Here is a 21,042-nt window from a genome sequence, read left to right on the forward strand (position 1 = left end):
CCTGCGAGAGGTGACCATGGCCGAGACCGCGCAGCCGAGGCTGGCAGCGCATACGGGAGGATCGGGCCGACCGAACGTGCTGACGTCCTATGACCCGCGCACCGGCGAAATCGTCGGCAACTACGCCGTAATGGGCGCCGGTGAACTCAACCGCACCGTGCGCGCCGCACGCTCCGCCGAAAAGTGGTGGGCGGAACTGGGATTCAGCGCCCGCAAACGCTGGCTACTGGACTGGAAGCGCAGCATCGCCAGGCGCGCAGGCGAATTGGTGGAGATCCTCTGCGAGGAAACCGGAAAACCGGAGGCGGACGCGGCAATCGAGGTGATGCTCGCCGTCGAGAACCTGGATTGGGCGGCCCGCAACGCCGCCCGGGTACTCGATCGGCGCAAGCTCGGATCGACCTGGCTGAGCCGCAATCAGCACGCGTCCGTCGGCTATCTGCCGCTGGGCGTCGTCGGCGTGCTCGGACCGTGGAACAACCCGGTCTTCACCCCGATGGGTTCGATCGCCTATGCGATGGCCGCGGGCAATGCCGTGGTGTTCAAACCCGATGAACTCACCACCGGCGTCGGGGTCTGGCTGGCCGACAGCTGGAACAAACTGGCGCCGAATCAGCCTGTGCTGCAAGTGGTCACCGGCGATCACGCCACCACCGCCGCGCTGTGCCGCGGCAAGGTGGACAAAATCGCCTACGCCGGTTCGGATGCGGGCTCGCGCGAGGTGATCTCGCTGTGCGCACAGACCATGACGCCGGTGGTGGTCGAGCGAAATGGCAAGGGCACCATGGTGGTTCACGTCGACGCCAAACTCGACGAGGCCGCGGAGGCCGCGGTTTTCGGCGCGATGGCCAATGCGGGCCAGAACTCCACCGGCATCCAGCGGGCCTATGTCGCCAACTCCGTCTACGACCGTTTCCTGGAACTGGTGGTCGAGCAAGCGCGGCGGCTGCGCCCCGGCGCGGATCGGCGCGCCTCCTACGGTCCGATGATTCTGGAATCACAGGTCGACGTGGTGCGCAGACAGGTGCGCGACGCGCTGGCCAGGGGCGGGCGCGCGGTGGTCGGCGGACTGGACTCGATACGCGAGCCCTATATCGAACCCATCGTGCTCGCCGAGGTGCCGGAGGAAAGTGTCGCGATCACCGGTGAGGGCATCGGGCCGGTGCTGATCGTCAACAAGGTCGCGAATATGGACGAGGCGGCGCGGCGGATCAACGCGGTCGGCAACGGTGTCGCGGTGTCGGTGTTCACCCGCGATGTGCACGGCATCGAATCCTTCGCCGAACAGCTGCGGGTCGGCGTTGTGACCATCAATTCTTCGACCGCGTACGCCGGGATCCCCGCATTGCCGTTCGGTGGCGTCGGCGAATACGGGCAGGGACACCATCACGGTGACCAGGGACTGCGCGAATTCAGCCGGACGCTGGCCATCGCCCGCAAGCGTTACCGCGCCCCGGTGAACCTGTCCACCTTCGATCGCCACACCCGGCATCTGCGCACGGCAAAGACCATCTTCCGAGTGCGCCACGGTCGCTAGAGCTGACCCCACTGCGGATCACTGCATACCCCGCCGCAGAGCGAGTCTTACGAGCGAAGAGTTCACGGCCCGTCTCGCGTCCACACGGAGGCGCGCGGCCATCGACTCAGCCGAACAGTGAAAGCGTATGCGCCAGCAGTGCCGGTCTCGCCTGGCATACGTCAGATGCGGATTGATTCGCACATCGCCGACCACGACGGAGCGAGTCTTACGAGCGACGTTCGCGGCCCGTCTCGCGTCCGAGCCGTCGAAGCGCATGCGCCGCAGGCGCGAGTCTCGACGGCTCGGACGCGAGACACCAGGGGGCCGCGAACACGCAGCGCCGCAGGCGCTGCAAATCAAACACAGACGGCTTCCATCAGGGCGCACACGCGCGCGATCTGCTCGGGCCGTGCGTCGAATTTGGTCAACCGGCCGACGTCGATCACCTGACCGAGCGCGGCGTGCACGCGGAAGCGCGCCTCGATCTGATCGCCGTCGAGCAGGTTGGCCCACTCCAGCACATTCTGGCGCTGGATGGCGCGCAGCTTGTGCTGTTCGGCCTGCGGCAGATTGCTGAATTCGGCGTAATAGACCGGCATGATCTCCGGCATCGAGAAGGTGAGCCGGGCGTAGCGGTCGGCGATGCGCCGGACCGCGTCGGGGCGGCTGGTCGCCTCGGCCAGCGCCTCGGTGATCGCGATGGCCACTCGGTCACCGGTGCGATGGAAGGCGGCGGCGAGCAGATCGGCCTTGCTGGTGAAGTACCGGTAGACGCTGGAGGCATTGATGCCGACGGCCGCGCCGATCTCCTCGATGCTGGCCTCGTGATAGCCCTGGCGGCCGAAGATCCGGATCGCCTCGGTGAGCAGCTGTTCGCGCTTCGAGGTGATCGGCAGGCCGCGGGCGGCCGGTCCGGGGTCGGGTTCGGTCGGTGCGGGCGGCAGTTCGGCGCGCAGGATCGACCAGCACATCTCGCGCAGCAGCGGCAGCAGCCGGGCGGTGGCCAGCGCGGTGCGATGGGAGGAGATGCTGGCGATGGCGCTGAGCACCCCGGCGGCCAGCATCGCCACATCGGCGGGCGGCGCGGTGGGGCGCAGCTGTCCGATCGGCTCGGCCAGCAGCGCGTTCAGCGCGTCGTAGACCTTCCTGATCCGGGCCCGGTCCTCGGCCTCCAGATAGCGCCGCTCCCAGCGGTACAGCCCGGCCTCGCGGCGGATGTCGATGGTGTGGTCACTGAGTGCCTTGATCAGCGCGTCGAGCCTGGCCTCCGGTGGCAGGTTCGGGTCGTCCGCGCCGCGCGCGACCTTCAGCAGGTGCAGCGCGCCTTCCTCGGCGGCCGCGACCAGCAGCGCGTACTTGTTCGCGAAGTGGCGATACAGCGCGGGTCCGGAGATGCCGACCTCGGCGGCGATCTCGTCGACGCCGACCGGGTAGTACCCGCGCTCGCTGAACGCGCGCGCGGCGGCGCGGATGATCTGGACCTTGCGATCCTTCGGGCGACGCCGAACCGATGGGATGGGTCCCGCGGCCGTCCGGGCCGCACCCGCGTCCGAGCGCGCGGGATCGGGGTTGTTCCGAGTGACCCGCAAGCGATCGCCAGCGATGTCGACCTCGCTGCGATCCGCGACCATGTAGCTCTCCGTTCTGCGGCGGCGCCGCCGGTTGACAGCGCCGGACAAATCATCCTAAGTTAACCACAATTCGCAAAGTTAACCACCATTCATGGTCGGCCGTAGCGATCGTGGGTCCCTGGGAAAACCCAGCACCCGCCGAATTCCAGACCAGGAGCAGCACATGAGCGACCCCGATTCCGCGACCACCACCGCGGGCTTCAGCGCCGTCCACGACGGCAAGGTGCTGCGCGTAACGATCACCAAGCCGAAGCGGAAGAACGCCATCGACTACGACACGATGGTCGCCCTCGGTGACACCTTCCTGGCCGCCGCCACGGACCGCTCGGTGCGGGTGATCGTACTGACCGGTGAGGGCGGCGACTTCTGCACGGGAGCCGATCTTGCCGCAACCGCGTCGGAAGCGCAGCGCGGCATATCGTCGGACATGGTGATGGACGCGGCCAACCGGCTCGTGAAAGCCATTGTGGACGCTCCGATTCCGGTCATCGCCCGGATCAAGGGCGCGGCCGCCGGTGTCGGTGTCGGCCTCGCGCTCGCCGCCGATCTGGTCTACGCCGCCGAGGACTCCTACCTGCTGCTCGCCTTCATCAATATCGGCCTGATGCCCGACGGCGGCGCGGCCACCATGGTCGCGGCGGCGGCCGGACGCGCGCTGGCCGCGGAGATGGCGCTGCTCGGCGAGCGGCTGCCCGCGCCGGCGGCCAAGGCGGCCGGGATGTTCACCGCCGTGGTCCCCGAGGACGAACTCGACGCCTTGGTCGAGGCGGCGGCCGCCAAGATCGCCGCTGGCCCGCGCCGCGCGCTCGAACTCACCAAGCAGGCGCTCAACGCCGCGACCCTGTCGGCGCTCGACGGCTCACTCGCCGCGGAAAAGTCCGGCCAGAGCGAACTGCTGAAGTCCCCCGACTTCATCGAAGGCGCGACCGCCATGCTCACCAAGCGCAAGCCGGTCTTCGCGGACTGATCGCGCCGACCAGTTCCGCGGGGGCTCGAGGAGGCGGGCAAGTGATCCCGGGCACAGCCGCGCCCGAACGAGCGACTATGTTGATCCGCTATGGCTTACCTGGTTACCGGAGCAACTGGGTTTATCGGTCGTTTTCTTGTCCCCGAGCTGCTGAAACGCGAGGGTGATATTCATGTGCTGGTACGGCCGGGCATCGATTCGGCGGACCGGTACACCTGCTGTGCCCGAGAGTGGATGGGTGCGGATCGGGTACGGCCGGTGCGCGGGGATCTCGGCGCGCCTCGGCTCGGCATCGATCCGGGCTGGCTCGCCGAGCACCGGGGCTCGATCGACCATATCTTCCATCTGGCGTCCAGCTATGACCTCACCGAACGGGGCGGCGGCACCCGCAATGTCATCGATGTCGCCGAGGAGCTGACAGCCGGGCTGCTGCACCATATGTCGACGGTGGATGTGGCGGGCGGATTCGAGGGCCTGTTCGCCGAGGACATGTTCGACGTCGGCCAGATGCTGACCTCGCCGATGCAGCGGGCCACATTCGAGGCCGAGAAGATCGTGCGCGAGTCCGGCATCGGCTGGCGCATCTATCGGCCCCCGATCGTGATCGGACATTCGCGCACCGGCGAGATCGACCGGATCGACGGGCCCTACTACTTCTTCCGACTGCTGCGGATGGCCGCGCAGCTGCCCAGGATTCTGCCGGTACTGGTGCCGAAGCTGGGGGAAACCAATATGGTTCCGGTCGATTTCGTGGCCCGCGCCCTGGATCACCTTGCGCACCAGCCCGACTCGACCGCCAGCACCTACCATCTGGTCGATCCGCGGCGGCACAGCGCCGCCGAGGCACTGAATCTGTTCGCCGATGAGGCCGGTGCGCCGCATCTGGTCGAGGTGATGCCCAAGCGCGCTCTCGAGATGGTGCTGCGCATCCCCGGTACGAGTTGGCTGCTCCCCCGCGTCGGTGTGCCCCAGGATGTGTTGGAGCACAGCGAATTCAGCTGCTGGTTCGACTGCCGCAACGCCACCGCCGCACTGGCCGGCACCGATATCAAGGTGCCGCCGCTGGCCGCCTACGCCCCGCTGATCTGGAAGTACTGGATCGAGAACTGGGTCTGACCGTGTTTAATTTGCAGCGCCTGCGGCGCCGCGAACGTCGCTCGTAAGACTCGCTCCCTCGGGTCGAGTGATGAGCTAGCTGACTGCGGCGTATTCCGCTCGGGCCGTATTGATTTCGTCGATGTGCTCGATGGCCCAGGTCCGCAGTACATCGACCGCGGCGCTGAGGCTGTGGCCGAGCGGGGTGAGGGTGTATTCGACGGTGACCGGTACGGTCGGATAGACCGTGCGCGACACCATGCCGTCGCGTTCCAGAGCGCGCAGGGTCTGGGTCAACATCTTCTGCGTGATGCCCTGCACCTGCCTGCGCAACTCCGAGAAGCGCAGGGTGCCCGGTTTCAGGGCCAGCAGCACCAGTCCGGTCCAGCGTTCACCGAGCCGGTCGAAAACCGCACGGGACGGGCAGTTCAGGTTGAAGACGTCGTATGCCATGGGATCGTTGGTATCCACCAGGTACCTATACCACTAATTACTGCCTTCTTTCACCTGGATACCAACCCTCTTAGTGTCGTTTTCATCGCAACGACCAGGAGGAATTCAGATGAAAGCCCTTGCCGCAACCGGTGATCGGACCTTGGTGCGATTCGCCGAGACCCCCGAACCCACGCCCGCCAACGACGCCGCGGTCATCCAGGTCGAGGCATTCTCGGTGAACCGTGGCGAAATCCTCGCCATGACCGGGGCCTACGGCACCCCGACCGCGCCGGGCACGGTTATGGGACAGGATGTGGTCGGCCGCGTGGTCGCGGCCGCCGCCGACGGCTCGGGGCCCGCCGTCGGAACCCGCGTGGTCGGTCATGCCGAGGGCGGCGGCTGGGCCGAGCGGGTGCCGGTGCCGACATCCGCAGTGGTCGAACTGCCCGACGCGGTGCCGACCACTACCGCGGCCGCGCTGCCGCTCGCGGGTTTGACCGCGCTGCGTCTGCTCCGCCACGTCGAGGCCACGGCCGGTAAGAAGGCGCTGATCACCGGCGCATCCGGTGGGGTCGGCCATTATCTCGTCGAATTGGCAACGGCCGCAGGCATTGCGGTGACGGCGGTCGCGGCCTCCCCCGAGCGCGGCGCCCGACTGGCCGAACTCGGCGCTGCCGTCATCCATGATGTCGCCGATGCGGAAGGGCCCTTCGAGGTGATCTTCGAATCGGTCGGCGGCGATGTCTTCGCGGACGCGCTGGCCCGGATCGCGCCCGGCGGCACGGTGCTGTGGTTCGGCCAGGCGAGTCTGCGACCGATCCGGCTCAGCTTCTTCGAATACCTCACGGTCAGCCCGTTCACGCTGAAGCATTTCCCGCACTGGGTCGCCGACACCACGGATGCCGAAGATCTGCGCGTCCTGGTGGATCTGACGGCGCAGGGCGGCCTGCATCCGGAGATCGGTAGGGTCGCCGACTGGGCCGAAACGGCGAGCGTGCTCACCGATTTGAACAACCGCCGGATCCGCGGCAACGCGATCCTCACCATCGACGCCTGAAGGAGCGACCATGTCGAGCACCGAGCAGACCCGTGCCACGATCCTGGCCTATATCGAGGCGCTCGGATCCGGCGATGCCGAGCGCGCCGCCGCCTTCTTCACACCGGAATCGACCTGGACTCTGTTCGGCGAGCTGCCGACCGCGCGGACCTGGACCGGACCGGAGGAGATCTTCGGGCAATTCGTCGCGCAGATGGTCGAGCGGATGGATCTGTCCCAGCCGATCGCGCAGGAGGTGCGGACCGTGCTGGCTGACGGCGCGCAGGCGGTAGCCGAATGGACCACCCGCGCGACCACCGAGGCAGGCGAGCAGTACGTCAACAATGTGGCGATCGTGTTCCGCGTCCAAGACGGCAAAATCGCCGAAGCCCGTGAGTATTTCGACACCGCCTATGCTCAGCGCACGCTGTTCGCCTAGGCCGCCCTCGCCCTCAGGCTGTTCCCGCGCATCGATGGACATGTCGCGCACGGAATCGCGGGACGAGAAGGTGGGCGGCATGAAAACAAGCGCGGGGACAGTATGCGCAGGGTCGTTACTGGAGCAACGCATCGGGATGCACTAGCCGGTGATGGTCAAGTAGATCAGTGCCACATTCAGCAAGCTGATGATGATGGCGACCAACCAGGCGAGGCCAGTGGTCACTCGGTGATTCACATCATTGCCCATCAGGACGCGGTCGCTGGTGAAACGGACCAGCGGGATCAGCGCGAACGGAATCCCGAACGAGAGCACCACCTGCGAAACGATCAGCGCGCGGGTGGGATCGATGCCGACCGCCAGGATGATGATGGCCGGGACCAGCGTGACCAGACGGCGGGCCAGCAGGGGAATCTTGCGGCGCAGTAGGCCTTCCATGATCATCGCGCCCGCATACGCGCCGACCGAGGTCGATGCCAGGCCCGAGGCCAGCAGGCCGATCGCCAGCAGCAGCGCGGCGACGGGGCCGAGCGCATCGCCGACGGCGGCATGCGCGCCCTCGAGGGTGTCGACATGCTCGCGGCCGCGCAGGGTATTCGCGGCCATCAGCAGCATGGCCAGATTGACCGTGCCCGCGAGCACCATGGCCAGTCCGACGTCATACCGGGTGATCCGCAGTAGCCGGGTGCGGATCGGCCCGACCTCGGGTTGACCGTGGCGGTCGCGGGCCAGTCCGGAGTGCAGGTAGACCGCGTGCGGCATGACGGTCGCGCCGATCATGGCGGCCGCGAGCAGCACGCTCTCCGAACCCTGGAAGCGCGGCAGCAGACCGCCGACGGTGCCGGGGACCGACGGCGGTGAAATCACCACGCTGGCCAGGAAGCCGACGGCGATGACGGCGAGCAGACCCGTGATCACCCGCTCGAACGGCTTCTGCCCGCGGTGATTCTGCACGAGCAGCAGCGCCATCGAGACCACACCGGTGATCAGCCCGCCGACCAGCAGCGGCAGATCGAACAGCAGCTTCAACGCGATCGCGCCGCCGACCACCTCGGCCAGGTCGGTGGCCATCGCAACGGTCTCGGCCTGGACCCAATAGGCCAGCCGCACCGGACGACTCGACTTCGACCGGACCGCCTCCGGCAGCGACATACCGGTGACCAACCCCAGCTTCGCGGAGAGGAACTGCACCAGCCCGGCCATCACATTGGCCATCACAATGACCCAGACCAGCAGATAGCCGAACTCGGCGCCCGCACTGATATTCGACGCCACATTGCCGGGATCGACATAGGCGATGGCCGCTACGAAGGCCGGGCCGAGCAAGACGCTGACAGATCTCGCCCGGGTCGTCGCGTTACGCGCCGATTCGACCAGGGTTGTACTCACAGAACAGAATTTTACGGGTTACCGAACTTTTTGGTTAGTAGATCCCGTTCATCCGAACCTGCAAGCCGAACTCGGGTGCCGCGACCGCGACGCCAGCGGCCGCCGGTCCGATACGAGTTGAGCTGACCCACATCCGCCGAGCTACCCATATACCTGCGAAAACAGTAAGAACGCGAAAACCCAACAAAAAAGACCGACCGCCCCGATTGTGTTGTAGAACACATCGGGGCGGTCGGGTCGAGCAACTATCTCCCGGCGGCTGCCTCAGAGGCCGAGGCCGAGGCCGCGGGCCAGGGTGGGCCAGGAGGCGTGCAGCTCGTCGTTCCAGTAGCCCCACGAGTGGGTGCCGGAGGGGCGGAAGTTGAAGGTGGCCGGAATGCCGAGCGAATCCAGCTTGGTCTTCATATTGTTGGTGCAGTAGTTGGTGCCCGCCTCGATGATGCCGCCGATCAGGATCTGGTTGGCCAGACCGTAGGAGCCGGGGAGGGCGTACTGACCGTTCAGGGTGTCGTACGGGCCGGGCAGACCGTTGCCGGTCGAGATGTAGAGCTCGGTACCGCGCAGACCCTCGGCATTGACGTAGGGATCGTTCGCCTTCCAGTCCGCCGAACCGATCGGGCCCCACATGTTCTCGACATTGCCGCCGCCCCAGGTTTCGACGGTCAGCTTGACGAACTCCGAGCCGACCGGATCACTGGTCTGGGCGCAGCCGCTGTAGGCGGCGGCGGCCTTGTACAGGCCCGGCTTGGCGATCGGCAGCGCGAGCACGGTGGTGCCCGAGGTGGACAGGCCCGCGATGGCATTGGTGCCATTGGTGCCGAGCGCGCCGTCGATCAGCGGCGGCAGCTCCTCGGTGAAGAAGGTCTTCCACTTGTTGCGGCCGAGTACCGGATCATCCTTGATCCAGTCGGTGTAGTAGCTCCACTTGCCGCCGATCGGCTGGACCACATTGACGTTCTTGTCGCCGAGGAACTTCAGCGCGTCGGTCTTGGCCACCCAGGACGCGTCGTCCTCGCCGCCGCCCGCACCGTTGAGCAGGTACAGGACCGGGCGCGGCACCGAGGCGTCGGCGGGGCGCTGCACGTCGACCGGGAAGGTGCGGTCCATGGCCGCGGAGTAGACCTGCAGGCGGATGCTGCGATCGTCCTTGTACTCGGCCTTGGTGATCTTCGAGCCGTCCGCCGAGACGGGATTCGCCAGCAGCGTCTTCGAATCCATGATCGGGTCGGCCGTCGCCGTGGATGCGCCGAAGCCGGACATGACTCCCGCGAATGCCGCGGTTGCCGCGATCACCGCCGCCGCACGAGTGCCGCGACGCCGGATCAGACTACGCATCAATTTCACACCTTCACTTCGTATCGTGATTACGGGTGGGCTTCCCCAGACCGTCGGGGCCTGTGCCAACGACACCATGCCCGACCATACGGCCTATTTAGTCGTGACAATACTGGACATCGTTACCGCAATGTTGCTCGACCGTGTCTGAGCTGCTGGAATGTGATCATGGTCGCCTCGGATCCGGACCCGGGCGAACTCATCCGGCACGCACCCGCTGACCGTGTTCGGCCAGCCCGCCGAGTGCCCGGATCCAGTGTTCGGCGAAGGTCTTGACCTCGTCGCCACCGAACACCTCGGCCGCGTAGTCGAAGCGCACGAGCAGACCGTCGGCGGTCGCGTCGGCGGTGATATCGAGCAGCAGATCGGTGGCCGGTTCGTCGGTGTGCACGCGCGCCGGGCGCAGATCCCGATAGCGCAGCGCGCACCGGCCGACCGGCAGCGCGGTCAGGGCGGCGGCGGTATCGGGATTGAGATAGCGCAGCAACCCGTAACCGACGCCGTAGGACGGCACCGCACCGGTGAGCCGCTGGATCTGCTGGATCGCGATACCCGCCGCGTGGCCACCGACCAGCGCCTCCTCGATATCGATGCCCTCCAGCCCGATCGGGAGCGGATAGGCGGTGGTGAAGGCGCCGACGAGGGTATCGGTCTCGGCCATCCCCCGGCTGTCGGCGAGCAGACGGACCACCGGGCCGATGGCGTCGGTGACGGTTTCGCCGGCGGAGGTGATCCGCGCGAGGGCCACGGCGGTCAGCAGCACCTCGTCGACGCTCGCGCCGTGCGCGGCGGCCGCCGCGACGATGGCCGCGGTGCCCTCGGTGGTGATGGTCAGCGAGATGCGACGACGCGAGTTCAGATTCTTTCCCGTGGCACCGGCCGTGGCCGCGGGGACCACGCTCAGGGTGTGGTGCCACCACGCCACTTCCTCGATCGCGGCCGGGCCGCTGGCCCGCTCCGCGAGCACATCGAGCAGATCGGCGAGCCCGGACTCGGGCACGGCGGGTGTCCGGTGCCTGCCGCGCGACCACGCCAGCGACAGTTTGTCGATGATGGTGCGCCACGAGGTGTCGTCCACCACCAGACCATTGGCGACCACCACCATGGTGGAGGGCACCTCTCGGCCGCCGACCAGGACGAAGCGGATATTGCGGCCGTGCGCCGGATCCAGTTCCGTGGCCACGGCGCGCACCACGTCGTCGAGCGGCGGCGGGGTCTGATCGGCGGTGTACTCCAGCCCGAGGAAGGCCTCGTCGAGGCGCTGGGCCTCGGCCGGAATCTCGAAGACCGGATCCGGCCCGAGACCGGAGCGGTGCAGGCGAACCCAGAGCATCGGATGCTGTTCCAGCACCGTATCGACGGCGAACTGCACCGCCTCCGGTGAGAAGTTGGGCGGAATATCGAGGGTGATGACGCGCAGTTCGGCTCCGTAATCCAAGAGCCGCACGGCATTCGGGGTGAGCGATAGCGGAACGGGGCGGTCGTCGGGTTCCTCGGGTCGGTGCGGGACCGCCAGTTCGAACGGGTCATCGTGTGCCGCCGTGTCGATCGCGAATGCGACGTGTTCGGACTCGGCGACCTCGGGTGCCCGGTCGGCGGCCTCGGTTTCGTCGTCTTCGTCGTCGAAGTCCAGCGCCGGAGCCTCGACGGTGGGCGGCAGGTCATCGATCGACGTCGAGTCATCGACCGGTGCCGGGGCATCGACTTGTACCGGGACAAGAATCGTTGTCGGGTAGTCGTATTCGGATGCGGTCGGGGTATCGACCGATCCGGCGTATTCGCTGGCGGATCCCGCGGGCTCGTATTCGATCGCACGCTCACGATCGACCGAATCCACGCGCTCGTATCCGACCGAACCCGCACGGTCGTAATCGACCGACTCCGCACGCTCACGGTCAACCGAACCCGCACGCTCGTAATCGACCGACCCGACGCGCTCGTATTCGGTCGCATACTCGCGTTCGACCGGCGCGGGGGTATCGGCGAATGCGTCGGATTCGGTTGATGCCGTGGCGTCTTCGGCAACTGGCTCGTTGACCGGCATCGCTGTCTGCTCGCTGTCGTCCTCGACCGGAGGCTGGGACTTTAACGCTAGCAATCCGGCGATGACCGGGCCGATCTCGGCGAAGGCGGCCGGGGTTGTCATCAGCTCGTGGGTCGCGGCAATGTGATGTTCGGTGATCGTGCCGTCGACATAGGGGCGCCAGGCCCGGGATTCGGCGGTGTGGCCGGTGGCGCTGAAGAAGTCGAGCGTGCCGTGGAAGACCTTGTGCTGATGGTTGATGCCGAGCTCCACCGAGCGCACCGCGCCGCGGTAGCACTGGCGCAGGCGTTGCGGGGTCAGCAGGGCCAGTTCCGGCGGGATGCTGGCGTACAGGACCGCGAGGGCCTCTTCGGTGAGGTTGCGGATATTGCTGTCGCCCAACTGCTCCGGGCCGATGCCGAGCTCGGCGAAGGCCGCGCGCAGCTCCGCCCAGAAGTCGGCGATACTGCCGCCGGTGCGGCTGTCCAGCATGGCCAGCAATGCGACTTCGGCACCGGCGGACTGCAATTCGACCGCGACCGCGTGCGCCAGCGAACCGCCCAGCGACCACCCCAGCAGCCGGTAGGGACCGTCCGGTTGCACCGCACGGATCTCCTCGACGTAGCGGCGCGCGATCGCGTCCACCGAAACCGGCAGGAAATCCGGTTCGGACAGTGCGGGCGACTGCACACCGAAGATCGGGGTGTCCGCGGGCAGATACTGCCCGAGACCGGTATAGCACCAGGACAATCCGGCCATCGGATGGATGCAGAACAGCGGTGCCGCGGTGCCGTGCCGGATCGGCAGCACCACGTCGAGGGCGGCTTCGGCATTCAATCCGTGGTCGTCGTGGTCCCCGGATTCATCGGCCGCCATGAGGCGCTGGGTGAGCGCCGCGACGGTGGGATCGGTGAAGAACCACTGCACCTGGACCGCGATACCGGTCAGCTCGCGCAGTTTGCCCACCGCGCGCATCGCGACCAGCGAACTGCCGCCGAGTGCGAAGAAGTCGTCATCGGCACCGACCCGTTCGAGGCCGAGCACCTCGGCGTATACGTCGGCGACGGCCTGTTCCTGCGGCGTCGACGGCGCGAGGTAGGGGCGTTGGGCCAGTTCGGGTTCGGGCAGGGCGGCGCGATCGATCTTGCCGACCGGCGTCACCGGCACCGCGTCGAGCACAACGATGGCCGCGGGCACCATATGCCGCGGCAGACTGCGCGCCGCGTATTCGGTGAGTTCGGCGGTATCGATGGTGCGTCCGAGTGCCGCGCGCACATAGGCGACGAGAATCTTTTCCCCCGTCGCGGTTTCCCGGCCGATGGTGACGGCGAATTCGATGTCGTCGTGGCCGGTGAGCACCGCGTCGATCTCACCGAGTTCGATGCGGAAGCCGCGGATCTTCAGCTGGAAGTCCGCGCGCCCGATGTATTCGAGCTCCCACTGCTCGGCTTCGCCGACCCAGCGCACCAGATCGCCCGTGCGATACATCCGCGCACCTGGCGGACCCCACGGGTCGGCGACGAAGCGCTGCGCGGTCAGCACCGGACGGTCGTGGTAGCCGCGCGCCAGTGCGGTGCCCGCGAGATACAGTTCGCCGACCGCACCGGGCGGCACCGGCCGCATCCGCGAATCCAGTACCAGCATCGGCGTTCCCGGCACCGGCGCGCCGATGGTGATGCGCTGCCCGGCGATCATCTCGCTCCACGACGCGGCGACGGTCGCCTCGGTCGGACCGTAGCCGTTGAAGAAGTGCCGCCCCGGCTGCCATTTGGCGACCAGTTCCGGCGAGGTGATATCGCCGCCGCAGGTCAGGTATCGGAATTCGTCCAGACCGGCCGGATCGACGGTGCCGAGTACGGCCGGGGTGAAGATCGCGTGGGTGACCCGCTCGGTGCGCAGCAGGGCGGTCAGATCCGGGCCGCCCAGAATCGTGGACGGCACGATCACCAGCGTCGCGCCGTTGTGGAAGGTGCACAGCCACTCCAGGACCGACGGATCGAAGCTCGGCGAGCACAGATGCAGGAAGCGGTGGTTCGCCGTGACCTGGAACAGGGCACTCGCGTACGCCACCGCCCCGCCGACGCCGACGTGGGTGACGGTGACGCCCTTGGGGACACCCGTCGAGCCGGAGGTGTAGATCACGTAGGCCGGATGCTGCGGCAGCAGCGTCGTCAGCCGTTCGGCATCGGCGACCGGTGCCGGCGACTTCCCGGCCACCGCGGTGTGGATCGCGGGATCGTCGAGCTCCAGCCAGGCGGTGCCACTCGAGCCGTTGGGCAAGTGCTCCGCGTAGGTCGAGGTGGTGATGCCGAGGACGACGCCGGAGTCGGTCACCATATGCCGGATCCGCTCCGCCGGATAGGTGGGGTCGATCGGCACATGCGCGCCACCGGCCTTGGCGACCGCCCAGAAGGCGGCGACCATTTCCAGGGAGCGCGGGAAGGCCAGTGCGACAAGGCTTTCCGGTCCGACGCCGCGATCGATGAGCACCCGCGCCAGCCGCGAGGAGTATTCGTCGAGTTCGCGGTAGGTGATCGAGCGACCGGCGGACCGCACCGCGACATGCTCGGGATCGGCGCCGACGGCACTGGTCAGCAGGTCGGGCAGCAGCTGGACGGCGGGCGGCGCACCGCGCCGCACCGGCGTCAGCGCTCGCTCTTCGGCCGCCTCCAGCAGCGGCAGGTCACCCACCGGAGTATCCGGGCGCGCGACGATTTCGGTGAGCAGTCGGGTGAACCGCGCCGCGAAACGCGCGATCGTCTCGTCGTCGAATAGGTCCCGCGCGAAGTTGAATTCACCGCGCAGGCTGTCCTCGGCGGTACCCGGTGCCCACATGGTCAGCGACAGATCGAATTTCGCGGTGTCGACCGCGAAATCGAAGGTATCCGCGCGCAATCCGGGCAGTTCGAAGGTGCTGGTCGGCAGATTCAGATACGACATCGACACCTGGAACAGCGGATGCCGTGCGGTTGAGCGGGGCGGATTCAGCAACTCGACCAAACGCTCGAAGGGCAGGTCGGCATGGGAGAAGGCGTGTAGGTCGGTCTCCTTGGCGCGGACGAGCAGATCGCCGAAGGTGCTCGCACCGGGCACGTCCAGGCGCAGCACCAGCGTATTGACGAACATGCCGATCATGTCGTCGAGTTCGGCGGCGCCGCGACCGGCCACCGGTGTGCCGATGGCGATATCGGCGGTGCCGGACATGCGCGCCAGGAATACCGACAGCGCGGCGTGCACCACCATGAACATGGTGGCGTTGTGTTCGCGCGCCAGCCGCGCCAGACCGGCATGCACCTGCGGGTCGATCGCGAATTCGGTGCGTCCGCCAGCGAAGGTCCGCAGCGCCGGGCGTGGTCGATCGGTTGGCAGGTTGAGTTCATCGGGCAGATCGGCCAACGCGGTGCGCCAGAAGTCGGCCTGCGCCGAGATCAGGCTGTCCGGATCGTCCTCGGAGCCGAGCACATTGCGTTGCCAGACACTGAAATCCGCGTACTGCACCGGTAGCGGCGCCCACGCGGGCGGCTCACCGGCACTGCGCGCCGAGTAGGCGAGCATGACATCGCGGACCAGGGGCGCCATCGACCAGCCGTCCGCGCCGATGTGATGCGCGACGAAGACCAGGATGTGATCGCCGGTATCGAGCCGGAACAGGGTGGCGCGGAACGGCACCTCGACGGTGACATCGAAGCCCGCCGCGACGACCTGTCGAACCTCCTGTGCCGCGGCCGCTTCCGCGATCGGAATCGGGACCAGATCGATCGGCACCTCGCTCGGGGCGAGCACCTCCTGCACCGGGCCGTCGGGGGTCTGCGGGTAGACGGTGCGCAGCACCTCGTGCCGGGCCACCATATCCTCGACGGCCAGGCCGAGCGCGGTCACATCCAGCTCGCCGGAGAGCCGGATGGCCGCCGGGATGTGGTAGGCCGCCGAGCTGGGATCGAACTGGTTGATGAACCACATCCGCAGCTGCGCAAGCGATAGCGGCACCTGCTCCGGCCGCAGTCCGGCCAGCAGCGGCCGCCGTCGACCCGATCCGATATGGGTCTCGACCTTGGCGGCCAGTCCTGCCACAGTGGGCGTCTCGAAGACCGATCGCACCAGCACCTTGGTATCGAGTGCGTCGCCGATCCGCGCCGCGACCTGCGTCGCGAGCAGCGAATTGCCGCCCATATCGAAGAAATCGTCGTCGCGCCCGACGCGCTGCACGCCGAGCACGTCACCGTAGACGCCGGCCACGATCTCCTCGATCGGGGTCGACGGCACGCGGAAGACCTGGTTCTCGAACTCGGGTTCGGGTAGCGCGGCGCGGTCCAGCTTGCCATTGGCAGTGCGGGGCAACGCTTCCAGCGTCACGAAGGCATTGGGGATCATGTACGACGGCAGCACCGCACCCAGTGCCGCCTTGACCTCGGTGACCTCGACCGGGGTCGCCGGCACCAGGTAGGCCACCAGCCGATCGCCGATCCGCGGATCGGATGTGACTCCCACCGCGGCCTGCGCGATCTCGGGCCGGGCGAGCAAGGCGGTCTCGATCTCGCCGAGTTCGATGCGGAAACCGCGGATCTTCACCTGGAAGTCGGTGCGGCCGTGGTACTCCAGCTCGCCCTGTTCGTTCCAGGCCACCAGATCGCCGGTCCGGTACATGCGCGCGCCGGACTCGAACGGATTGGCCACGAACCGTTCCGCCGTCAGATCGGCACGTCCGAAGTAGCCACGTGCCAATTGCACACCGGCCAGGTACAACTCTCCGGAGACGCCCACCGGCACCGGACGCAGACGCGAATCCAGTACGTAGACACGGCTGTTCCACTCCGGCGCACCGATCGGCACCGACACCGTATCCGCATCGGTCACCCGATGGCCGGTGATCGATACCGCGGCCTCGGTCGGGCCGTACAGATTGAACAGGTCGGCGGCATTGTCCTGACGGAACCGCTGTGCGGTCGAAACGGGCAGCGTCTCACCGATCGCCAGCACCCGGCGCAGCGATCGGGACAGCTGTCCGGTCGACATGGCGTCCAGCATCGACGGCACGATATGCAAGGTCGTCACCGACTCGCGTGCGGTCAGCTCGGCCAGATAGGCCGGATCCCGATGACCATCGGGTGCGGCGATGACCAGGGTGCCCCCGCAGACCGCCGCCGTCCAGAACTCCCAGACCGATAGGTCGAAGGTGGCGACCGTCTTCAGCAGCACCACATCATCGGCGCCGAGGCCGAACTCGGCCGTCTCCCACAGCAACTGGTTGGCGATCGCGGCGTGCGAGACCGTGACCCCCTTCGGCTGCCCGGTCGAACCCGATGTGAAGATCACATACGCGGTATTCCCCGGTAGCAGTGGCCAACGGCGTTCGCGCTCCGCGACCGGCGTGTCCGGATATCGGGACAGGTCGAGATCGTCGATCGTCACCGAATCGACCACATCGGTGTGGAATCCGTCGTAGGCGGTGTTCAACAGGCAGACCGGTCGCGCGGTCCGCAGGATGTATTCGATGCGCTCGGCGGGTTGATCCGGATCGATGGGCACATAGGCGGCACCGGATTTCGCCACCGCGTACATGGCGACGACCAGATCGATCGACCGGCGAATGCCCAGCGCGATCCGGTCCTCGGGCCGCACACCGCGCTGGATCAGATACCGCGCCAGGCGATTCACCCGGGCATCGAGTTCGGCGTAGGTGAGTTTGCGTCCCGGCTGATCCGATACCAGCGCCACCGCATCCGGTGCCGCCGCCACCGTCGCGTCCAACAGCGATACCAAGGTCGCCGTCGTATCGACGGTGTGCGCGGTGTCGTTCCAGTCCGCCAGAATCCGCGAACTCTCGTCGACGGCCAGCAGTTCGATCTCGCCCACGCGCACCGAGACATCGGTGATGACGGCGTCGAGCACCCGCAGGAACCGATCCGCGAACCCCTGCACCGTGGTCTCGTCGAACAGGTCGGTGGCATAGCCGAAGTCGGTCAGGATCCCGGCGGGTGCACCGTCCGGGCCGTAGCGGTCGGCCAGCGAGATGTGCAGGTCCGTCTTGGCCAACTGCAGGTCGAAATCGACCGCGCCGACCGAAAGTCCGGGCAGTTCGAAGGTGGTGTCGGCCAGGTTCTGGAAGGAAAGGCCCACCTGGAACAGCGGATTGCGGGCGATCGAGCGCACCGGGTTCATGGCCTCGACAATGCGCTCGAACGGCACATCGGCGTTCGCGAACGCCTCCAGATCCCGCTCCCGTACCTCGGCGAGCAGATCGGCGAAGGTGTCGCCGGGCCGCACCCGGGTACGGAACACCAGGGTGTTGACGAACATGCCGATCAGATCATCGAGTTCACGCTCGCCACGGCCCGCGATCGGCGTGCCGACGGCGATATCGTCGGTGCCCGACAAACGAGACAATAGGACGGCCAGCGCCGCGTGCACGACCATGAACAGCGAAGCGTGGTTGGCCCGTGCCAGCGCGTGCAGCCGCGCATGCCGATCCGCGGAGATCTCGAATCGGACCGATCTGCCCTGGAAGGACTGTGCCGGCGGACGCGGGCGATCCGCTGGCAGCTCCAATTGGTCCGGCAGCTGCGCCAGTCTGTCCTGCCAGTACGCGATCTGCTGTGCGGCAAGCGATCGCGGATCGTCCTCGGAACCGAGTACCTCGCGCTCCCACAGCGCGTAGTCGGCGTACTGCACCGGCAGCGCGGCCCACTGTGGTGGCTGCCCCTGCACCCGTGCGGCATAGGCGACCATGAGATCGCGGGCCAGCGGCCCCATCGAGGCACCGTCGGCGGCGACATGGTGCACCGTCAATGCGACAACGTGCTCACGCGGTGCGATCTGGAACAGTCCGATCGCGACCGGCACCTCGATGGTGACATCGAAGGTCATGGCGGCGAATTCGACGATCCGCGGCACCAATTCGTCCTCGGTGACCTCGGTCGGCACCAGCGCGAAGGAGTTCTCCGGCACCGGATGCACGACCTGATGCGCCCGCCCGCCCTCGCTCGGATAGGTGGTTCGCAGCACCTCGTGGCGGGTCAGCACGTCCCCGATCGCCAGACCGAGCGCGCGGATATCCAGCGCACCCGAGAGCCGTACGGCGAGCGGAATGTTGTCCACCGCGGAACTCTCGGTGTCGAACTGGTTGAGGAACCAATACCGCTGCTGGGCCAGCGACAGCGGGATCAGCTCCGGCCGCTCCCCCGCGATCAGGCGCGGTCGCCCCCGGCCGGATCCGGCGGTGCGTTCGACCACCGCGGCGAAGGCGGCCACCGTCGCGGCGTGGAAGAGATCGCGGACCGCCAATTCGGTGTCCAACGCCGCGTCCAGCCGCGCGGTCACCTGGGTCGCGAGCAGCGAATTGCCGCCCAGCTCGAAGAAGTCGTCGTCCAGGCCGACGCGCGCGACACCGAGCACATCGCCGAAGGTGCCCGCGACGATCTGTTCGACCGGTGTCGAGGGCGCGCGGAATACCTTGGCCTCGAAGACCGGTGCCGGCAATGCCCGCCGGTCCAGTTTGCCCATCGGTGTCAATGGCACTCGGTCGAGCACGGTAATGCAGGCGGGCACCATATGCGCGGGCAATTTCCGCTCGACCAGCGACTTCAACTCCACCGGATCGATGGTGCGCCCCTGCGCCGCGTGCACATAGGACACCAGGACGGTGGTTCCGCTGTCGCGCTCGTGCCCGACGGTCACCGCGAAGTCCACGCTCGGCGACGAGCCGAGCACCGCGTCGATTTCGGCCAGTTCGATGCGGAAACCGCGAATCTTCACCTGGGAGTCATTGCGGCCCAGATACTCCAGTTCACCGGTCGCGGTCCAGCGCACCAGATCGCCGGTGCGGTAGAGCCGGGTGCCGGGTTCGAACGGATTGGCCACGAAGCGCGCCGCGGTGAGCGCCCGCTGGCCGAGATATCCGCGCGCCAGCTGCGCCCCGGCGACATATAGCTCGCCGACCACCCGGTTCGGCACCGGCACCAGCCGATCGTTGAGCACATAGGCGGTAATGCCATGGATGGGCGGGCCGAGGGTGACCGGCTCCCATGGCACCATCGGCGCGGTGATATTGGTGGCGACGGTGGCCTCGGTCGGACCGTAGGCGTCGAAGAACTCGCGCAGCAAACCGCCCGCGATCGGTAATACCCAGCGCCGCACCAACTGCGGCGGACACGCCTCACCGCCGGTCACCACGACCCGCAGCTCGTCCAATCCCTCGGGTTCCACCGAGGCCAGTGCCGCGGGCGTCACGAACGCGTGCGTCACCCGCTCGCGCCGCAATACCGCGGCCAGTTCGGCACCACCGTAGACGGTCGGCGACACCACCACCATGGTGGCCGCGCCACCGAGTGCCAGCAGCAATTCCAGCACCGACGCGTCGAAGGACGGCGACGCGAAATGCAGTGTCCGCGCGGTACTCGTCACCCGATACCGGGTGCGCTGCTCATCGCAGAAACCGGATAGCCCCTGGTGGGTGACCACCACGCCCTTCGGGACACCGGTCGATCCCGAGGTGTAGATGACGTAGGCCGGATGCGCGCCGTGCAGCGGCCGCACCCGATCCTGATTGGTCACCCGGTCCACCGGATACCGCTGCAGTCCTTGCGCGGTGACGGCATCGTCGAGCAATAGCCATTCGGCATAGTCGGGTAGGCCGCGGCGGACCGCACTGACCGTCAGCCCGAAACTCACTCCGGAGTCGGTCAGCATATGGGCCACCCGCTCCGCCGGATAGTTCGGATCCACCGGAACGAATCCGGCACCGGTCTTGGCGACCGCCCACACCGCGAGCACCGAATCCACCGACCTCGGGATGGCGACGGCGACCAGATCCTCCGGGCCGACACCACGATCGATGAGCAGCCGGGCCAGCCTGGTCGAACGCTCATCCAACTCGGCGTACCGCAGCCCCGCGGAACTGCGGTTCGCATCGGCGAATACGACGGCGAGGCCGCCGGGATTGGCCTCCACGGCGGCCGCCATCAACTGCGGCAGGGTGATAACTCGCGTCCGCTGTGCCCGTGCCGGTCGCACGCGAGCCTGGCGCGTCACGCGCTCACCGCTTCCTCATGCCGACGTTGTCCAACCACCCGAAACATGAAGGAGCTCACCTACCCTGTAATCCCTAAAGTGCTCCCCACCCAGCGCTTACTCAGAAGCATCGCATGGTCAGACGCCGATCGTTACCGCATTGGCCG

At 67.3% G+C, this 21,042-nt stretch carries 10 protein-coding genes; 5 read left to right on the top strand and 5 right to left on the bottom strand.

Going from position 1 to position 21,042, the window contains the following annotated elements:
• The first annotated feature begins 16 nt into the window (after positions 1-16).
• On the top strand, positions 17-1,537 hold the full coding sequence (locus tag ACQP0C_RS37615; RefSeq protein ID WP_433734765.1) for an aldehyde dehydrogenase family protein: 1,521 nt from the start codon (positions 17-19) through the stop codon (positions 1,535-1,537).
• A 338-nt stretch (positions 1,538-1,875) separates the two neighbouring features.
• Here the strand turns inward: ACQP0C_RS37615 and ACQP0C_RS37620 are convergent, their stop codons facing one another.
• Complete coding sequence (locus tag ACQP0C_RS37620; protein WP_433727943.1) at positions 1,876-3,150, bottom strand: TetR/AcrR family transcriptional regulator; 1,275 nt, start codon at positions 3,148-3,150, stop codon at positions 1,876-1,878.
• 163 nt (positions 3,151-3,313) lie between these two features.
• Here ACQP0C_RS37620 and ACQP0C_RS37625 point away from each other — a divergent pair, with 163 nt between their 5' ends.
• Both ACQP0C_RS37625 and ACQP0C_RS37630 read left to right on the top strand, forming a co-directional pair.
• A complete protein-coding gene (locus ACQP0C_RS37625; RefSeq protein ID WP_433727945.1) occupies positions 3,314-4,117 on the top strand; it encodes an enoyl-CoA hydratase-related protein in 804 nt (267 codons plus the stop codon).
• Positions 4,118-4,207: 90 nt separating this feature from the next.
• Positions 4,208-5,233: an SDR family oxidoreductase gene (locus ACQP0C_RS37630; protein ID WP_433727947.1), complete on the top strand. Its 1,026-nt coding sequence runs from the start codon at positions 4,208-4,210 to the stop codon at positions 5,231-5,233.
• A gap of 75 nt (positions 5,234-5,308) precedes the next feature.
• Here the strand turns inward: ACQP0C_RS37630 and ACQP0C_RS37635 are convergent, their stop codons facing one another.
• Complete coding sequence (locus ACQP0C_RS37635) at positions 5,309-5,665, bottom strand: winged helix-turn-helix transcriptional regulator (RefSeq protein WP_433727950.1); 357 nt, start codon at positions 5,663-5,665, stop codon at positions 5,309-5,311.
• Between the two features lie 109 nt (positions 5,666-5,774).
• On the opposite strand from ACQP0C_RS37635, the gene ACQP0C_RS37640 reads away from it, so the two are divergent.
• Together ACQP0C_RS37640 and ACQP0C_RS37645 are read left to right on the top strand one after the other, a co-directional pair.
• A complete protein-coding gene (locus tag ACQP0C_RS37640; protein WP_433727952.1) occupies positions 5,775-6,704 on the top strand; it encodes a zinc-binding dehydrogenase in 930 nt (309 codons plus the stop codon).
• A 10-nt stretch (positions 6,705-6,714) separates the two neighbouring features.
• Positions 6,715-7,122 (top strand): nuclear transport factor 2 family protein, encoded by a 408-nt coding sequence (locus tag ACQP0C_RS37645; RefSeq protein ID WP_433727954.1) that lies wholly within the window; start codon positions 6,715-6,717, stop codon positions 7,120-7,122.
• Between the two features lie 141 nt (positions 7,123-7,263).
• Here ACQP0C_RS37645 and ACQP0C_RS37650 read toward each other — a convergent pair whose 3' ends face one another.
• The 3 genes from ACQP0C_RS37650 to ACQP0C_RS37660 all read right to left on the bottom strand — a co-directional run bounded on the left by ACQP0C_RS37650 (position 7,264) and on the right by ACQP0C_RS37660 (position 20,896).
• Positions 7,264-8,511: an Nramp family divalent metal transporter gene (locus tag ACQP0C_RS37650; protein ID WP_433727957.1), complete on the bottom strand. Its 1,248-nt coding sequence runs from the start codon at positions 8,509-8,511 to the stop codon at positions 7,264-7,266.
• A 264-nt stretch (positions 8,512-8,775) separates the two neighbouring features.
• Positions 8,776-9,771, bottom strand: a complete 996-nt coding sequence (locus ACQP0C_RS37655) for an alpha/beta hydrolase (protein ID WP_433734766.1) — start codon at positions 9,769-9,771, stop codon at positions 8,776-8,778.
• A gap of 274 nt (positions 9,772-10,045) precedes the next feature.
• The gene (locus tag ACQP0C_RS37660; RefSeq protein ID WP_433727959.1) at positions 10,046-20,896 is read right to left on the bottom strand and encodes an amino acid adenylation domain-containing protein; all 10,851 of its coding nucleotides are present in this window, start codon (positions 20,894-20,896) and stop codon (positions 10,046-10,048) included.
• Positions 20,897-21,042: the final 146 nt, after the last annotated feature.

This window comes from Nocardia sp. CA-129566 (genome assembly GCF_050956075.1).
Classification (GTDB): Bacteria; Actinomycetota; Actinomycetes; order Mycobacteriales; family Mycobacteriaceae; genus Nocardia.

Bases quoted from the DNA above. Each gene is read 5' to 3' on its own strand.
- ACQP0C_RS37615 (WP_433734765.1), top strand. From the start codon at position 17: ATGGCCGAGACCGCGCAGCCGAGGCTGGCAGCGCATACGGGAGGATCG.
- ACQP0C_RS37645 (WP_433727954.1), top strand. From the start codon at position 6,715: ATGTCGAGCACCGAGCAGACCCGTGCCACGATCCTGGCCTATATCGAG.
- ACQP0C_RS37655 (WP_433734766.1), bottom strand. From the start codon at position 9,771: ATGTCCGGCTTCGGCGCATCCACGGCGACGGCCGACCCGATCATGGAT.
- ACQP0C_RS37630 (WP_433727947.1), top strand. From the start codon at position 4,208: ATGGCTTACCTGGTTACCGGAGCAACTGGGTTTATCGGTCGTTTTCTT.
- ACQP0C_RS37640 (WP_433727952.1), top strand. From the start codon at position 5,775: ATGAAAGCCCTTGCCGCAACCGGTGATCGGACCTTGGTGCGATTCGCC.
- ACQP0C_RS37620 (WP_433727943.1), bottom strand. From the start codon at position 3,150: ATGGTCGCGGATCGCAGCGAGGTCGACATCGCTGGCGATCGCTTGCGG.
- ACQP0C_RS37635 (WP_433727950.1), bottom strand. From the start codon at position 5,665: ATGGCATACGACGTCTTCAACCTGAACTGCCCGTCCCGTGCGGTTTTC.
- ACQP0C_RS37625 (WP_433727945.1), top strand. From the start codon at position 3,314: ATGAGCGACCCCGATTCCGCGACCACCACCGCGGGCTTCAGCGCCGTC.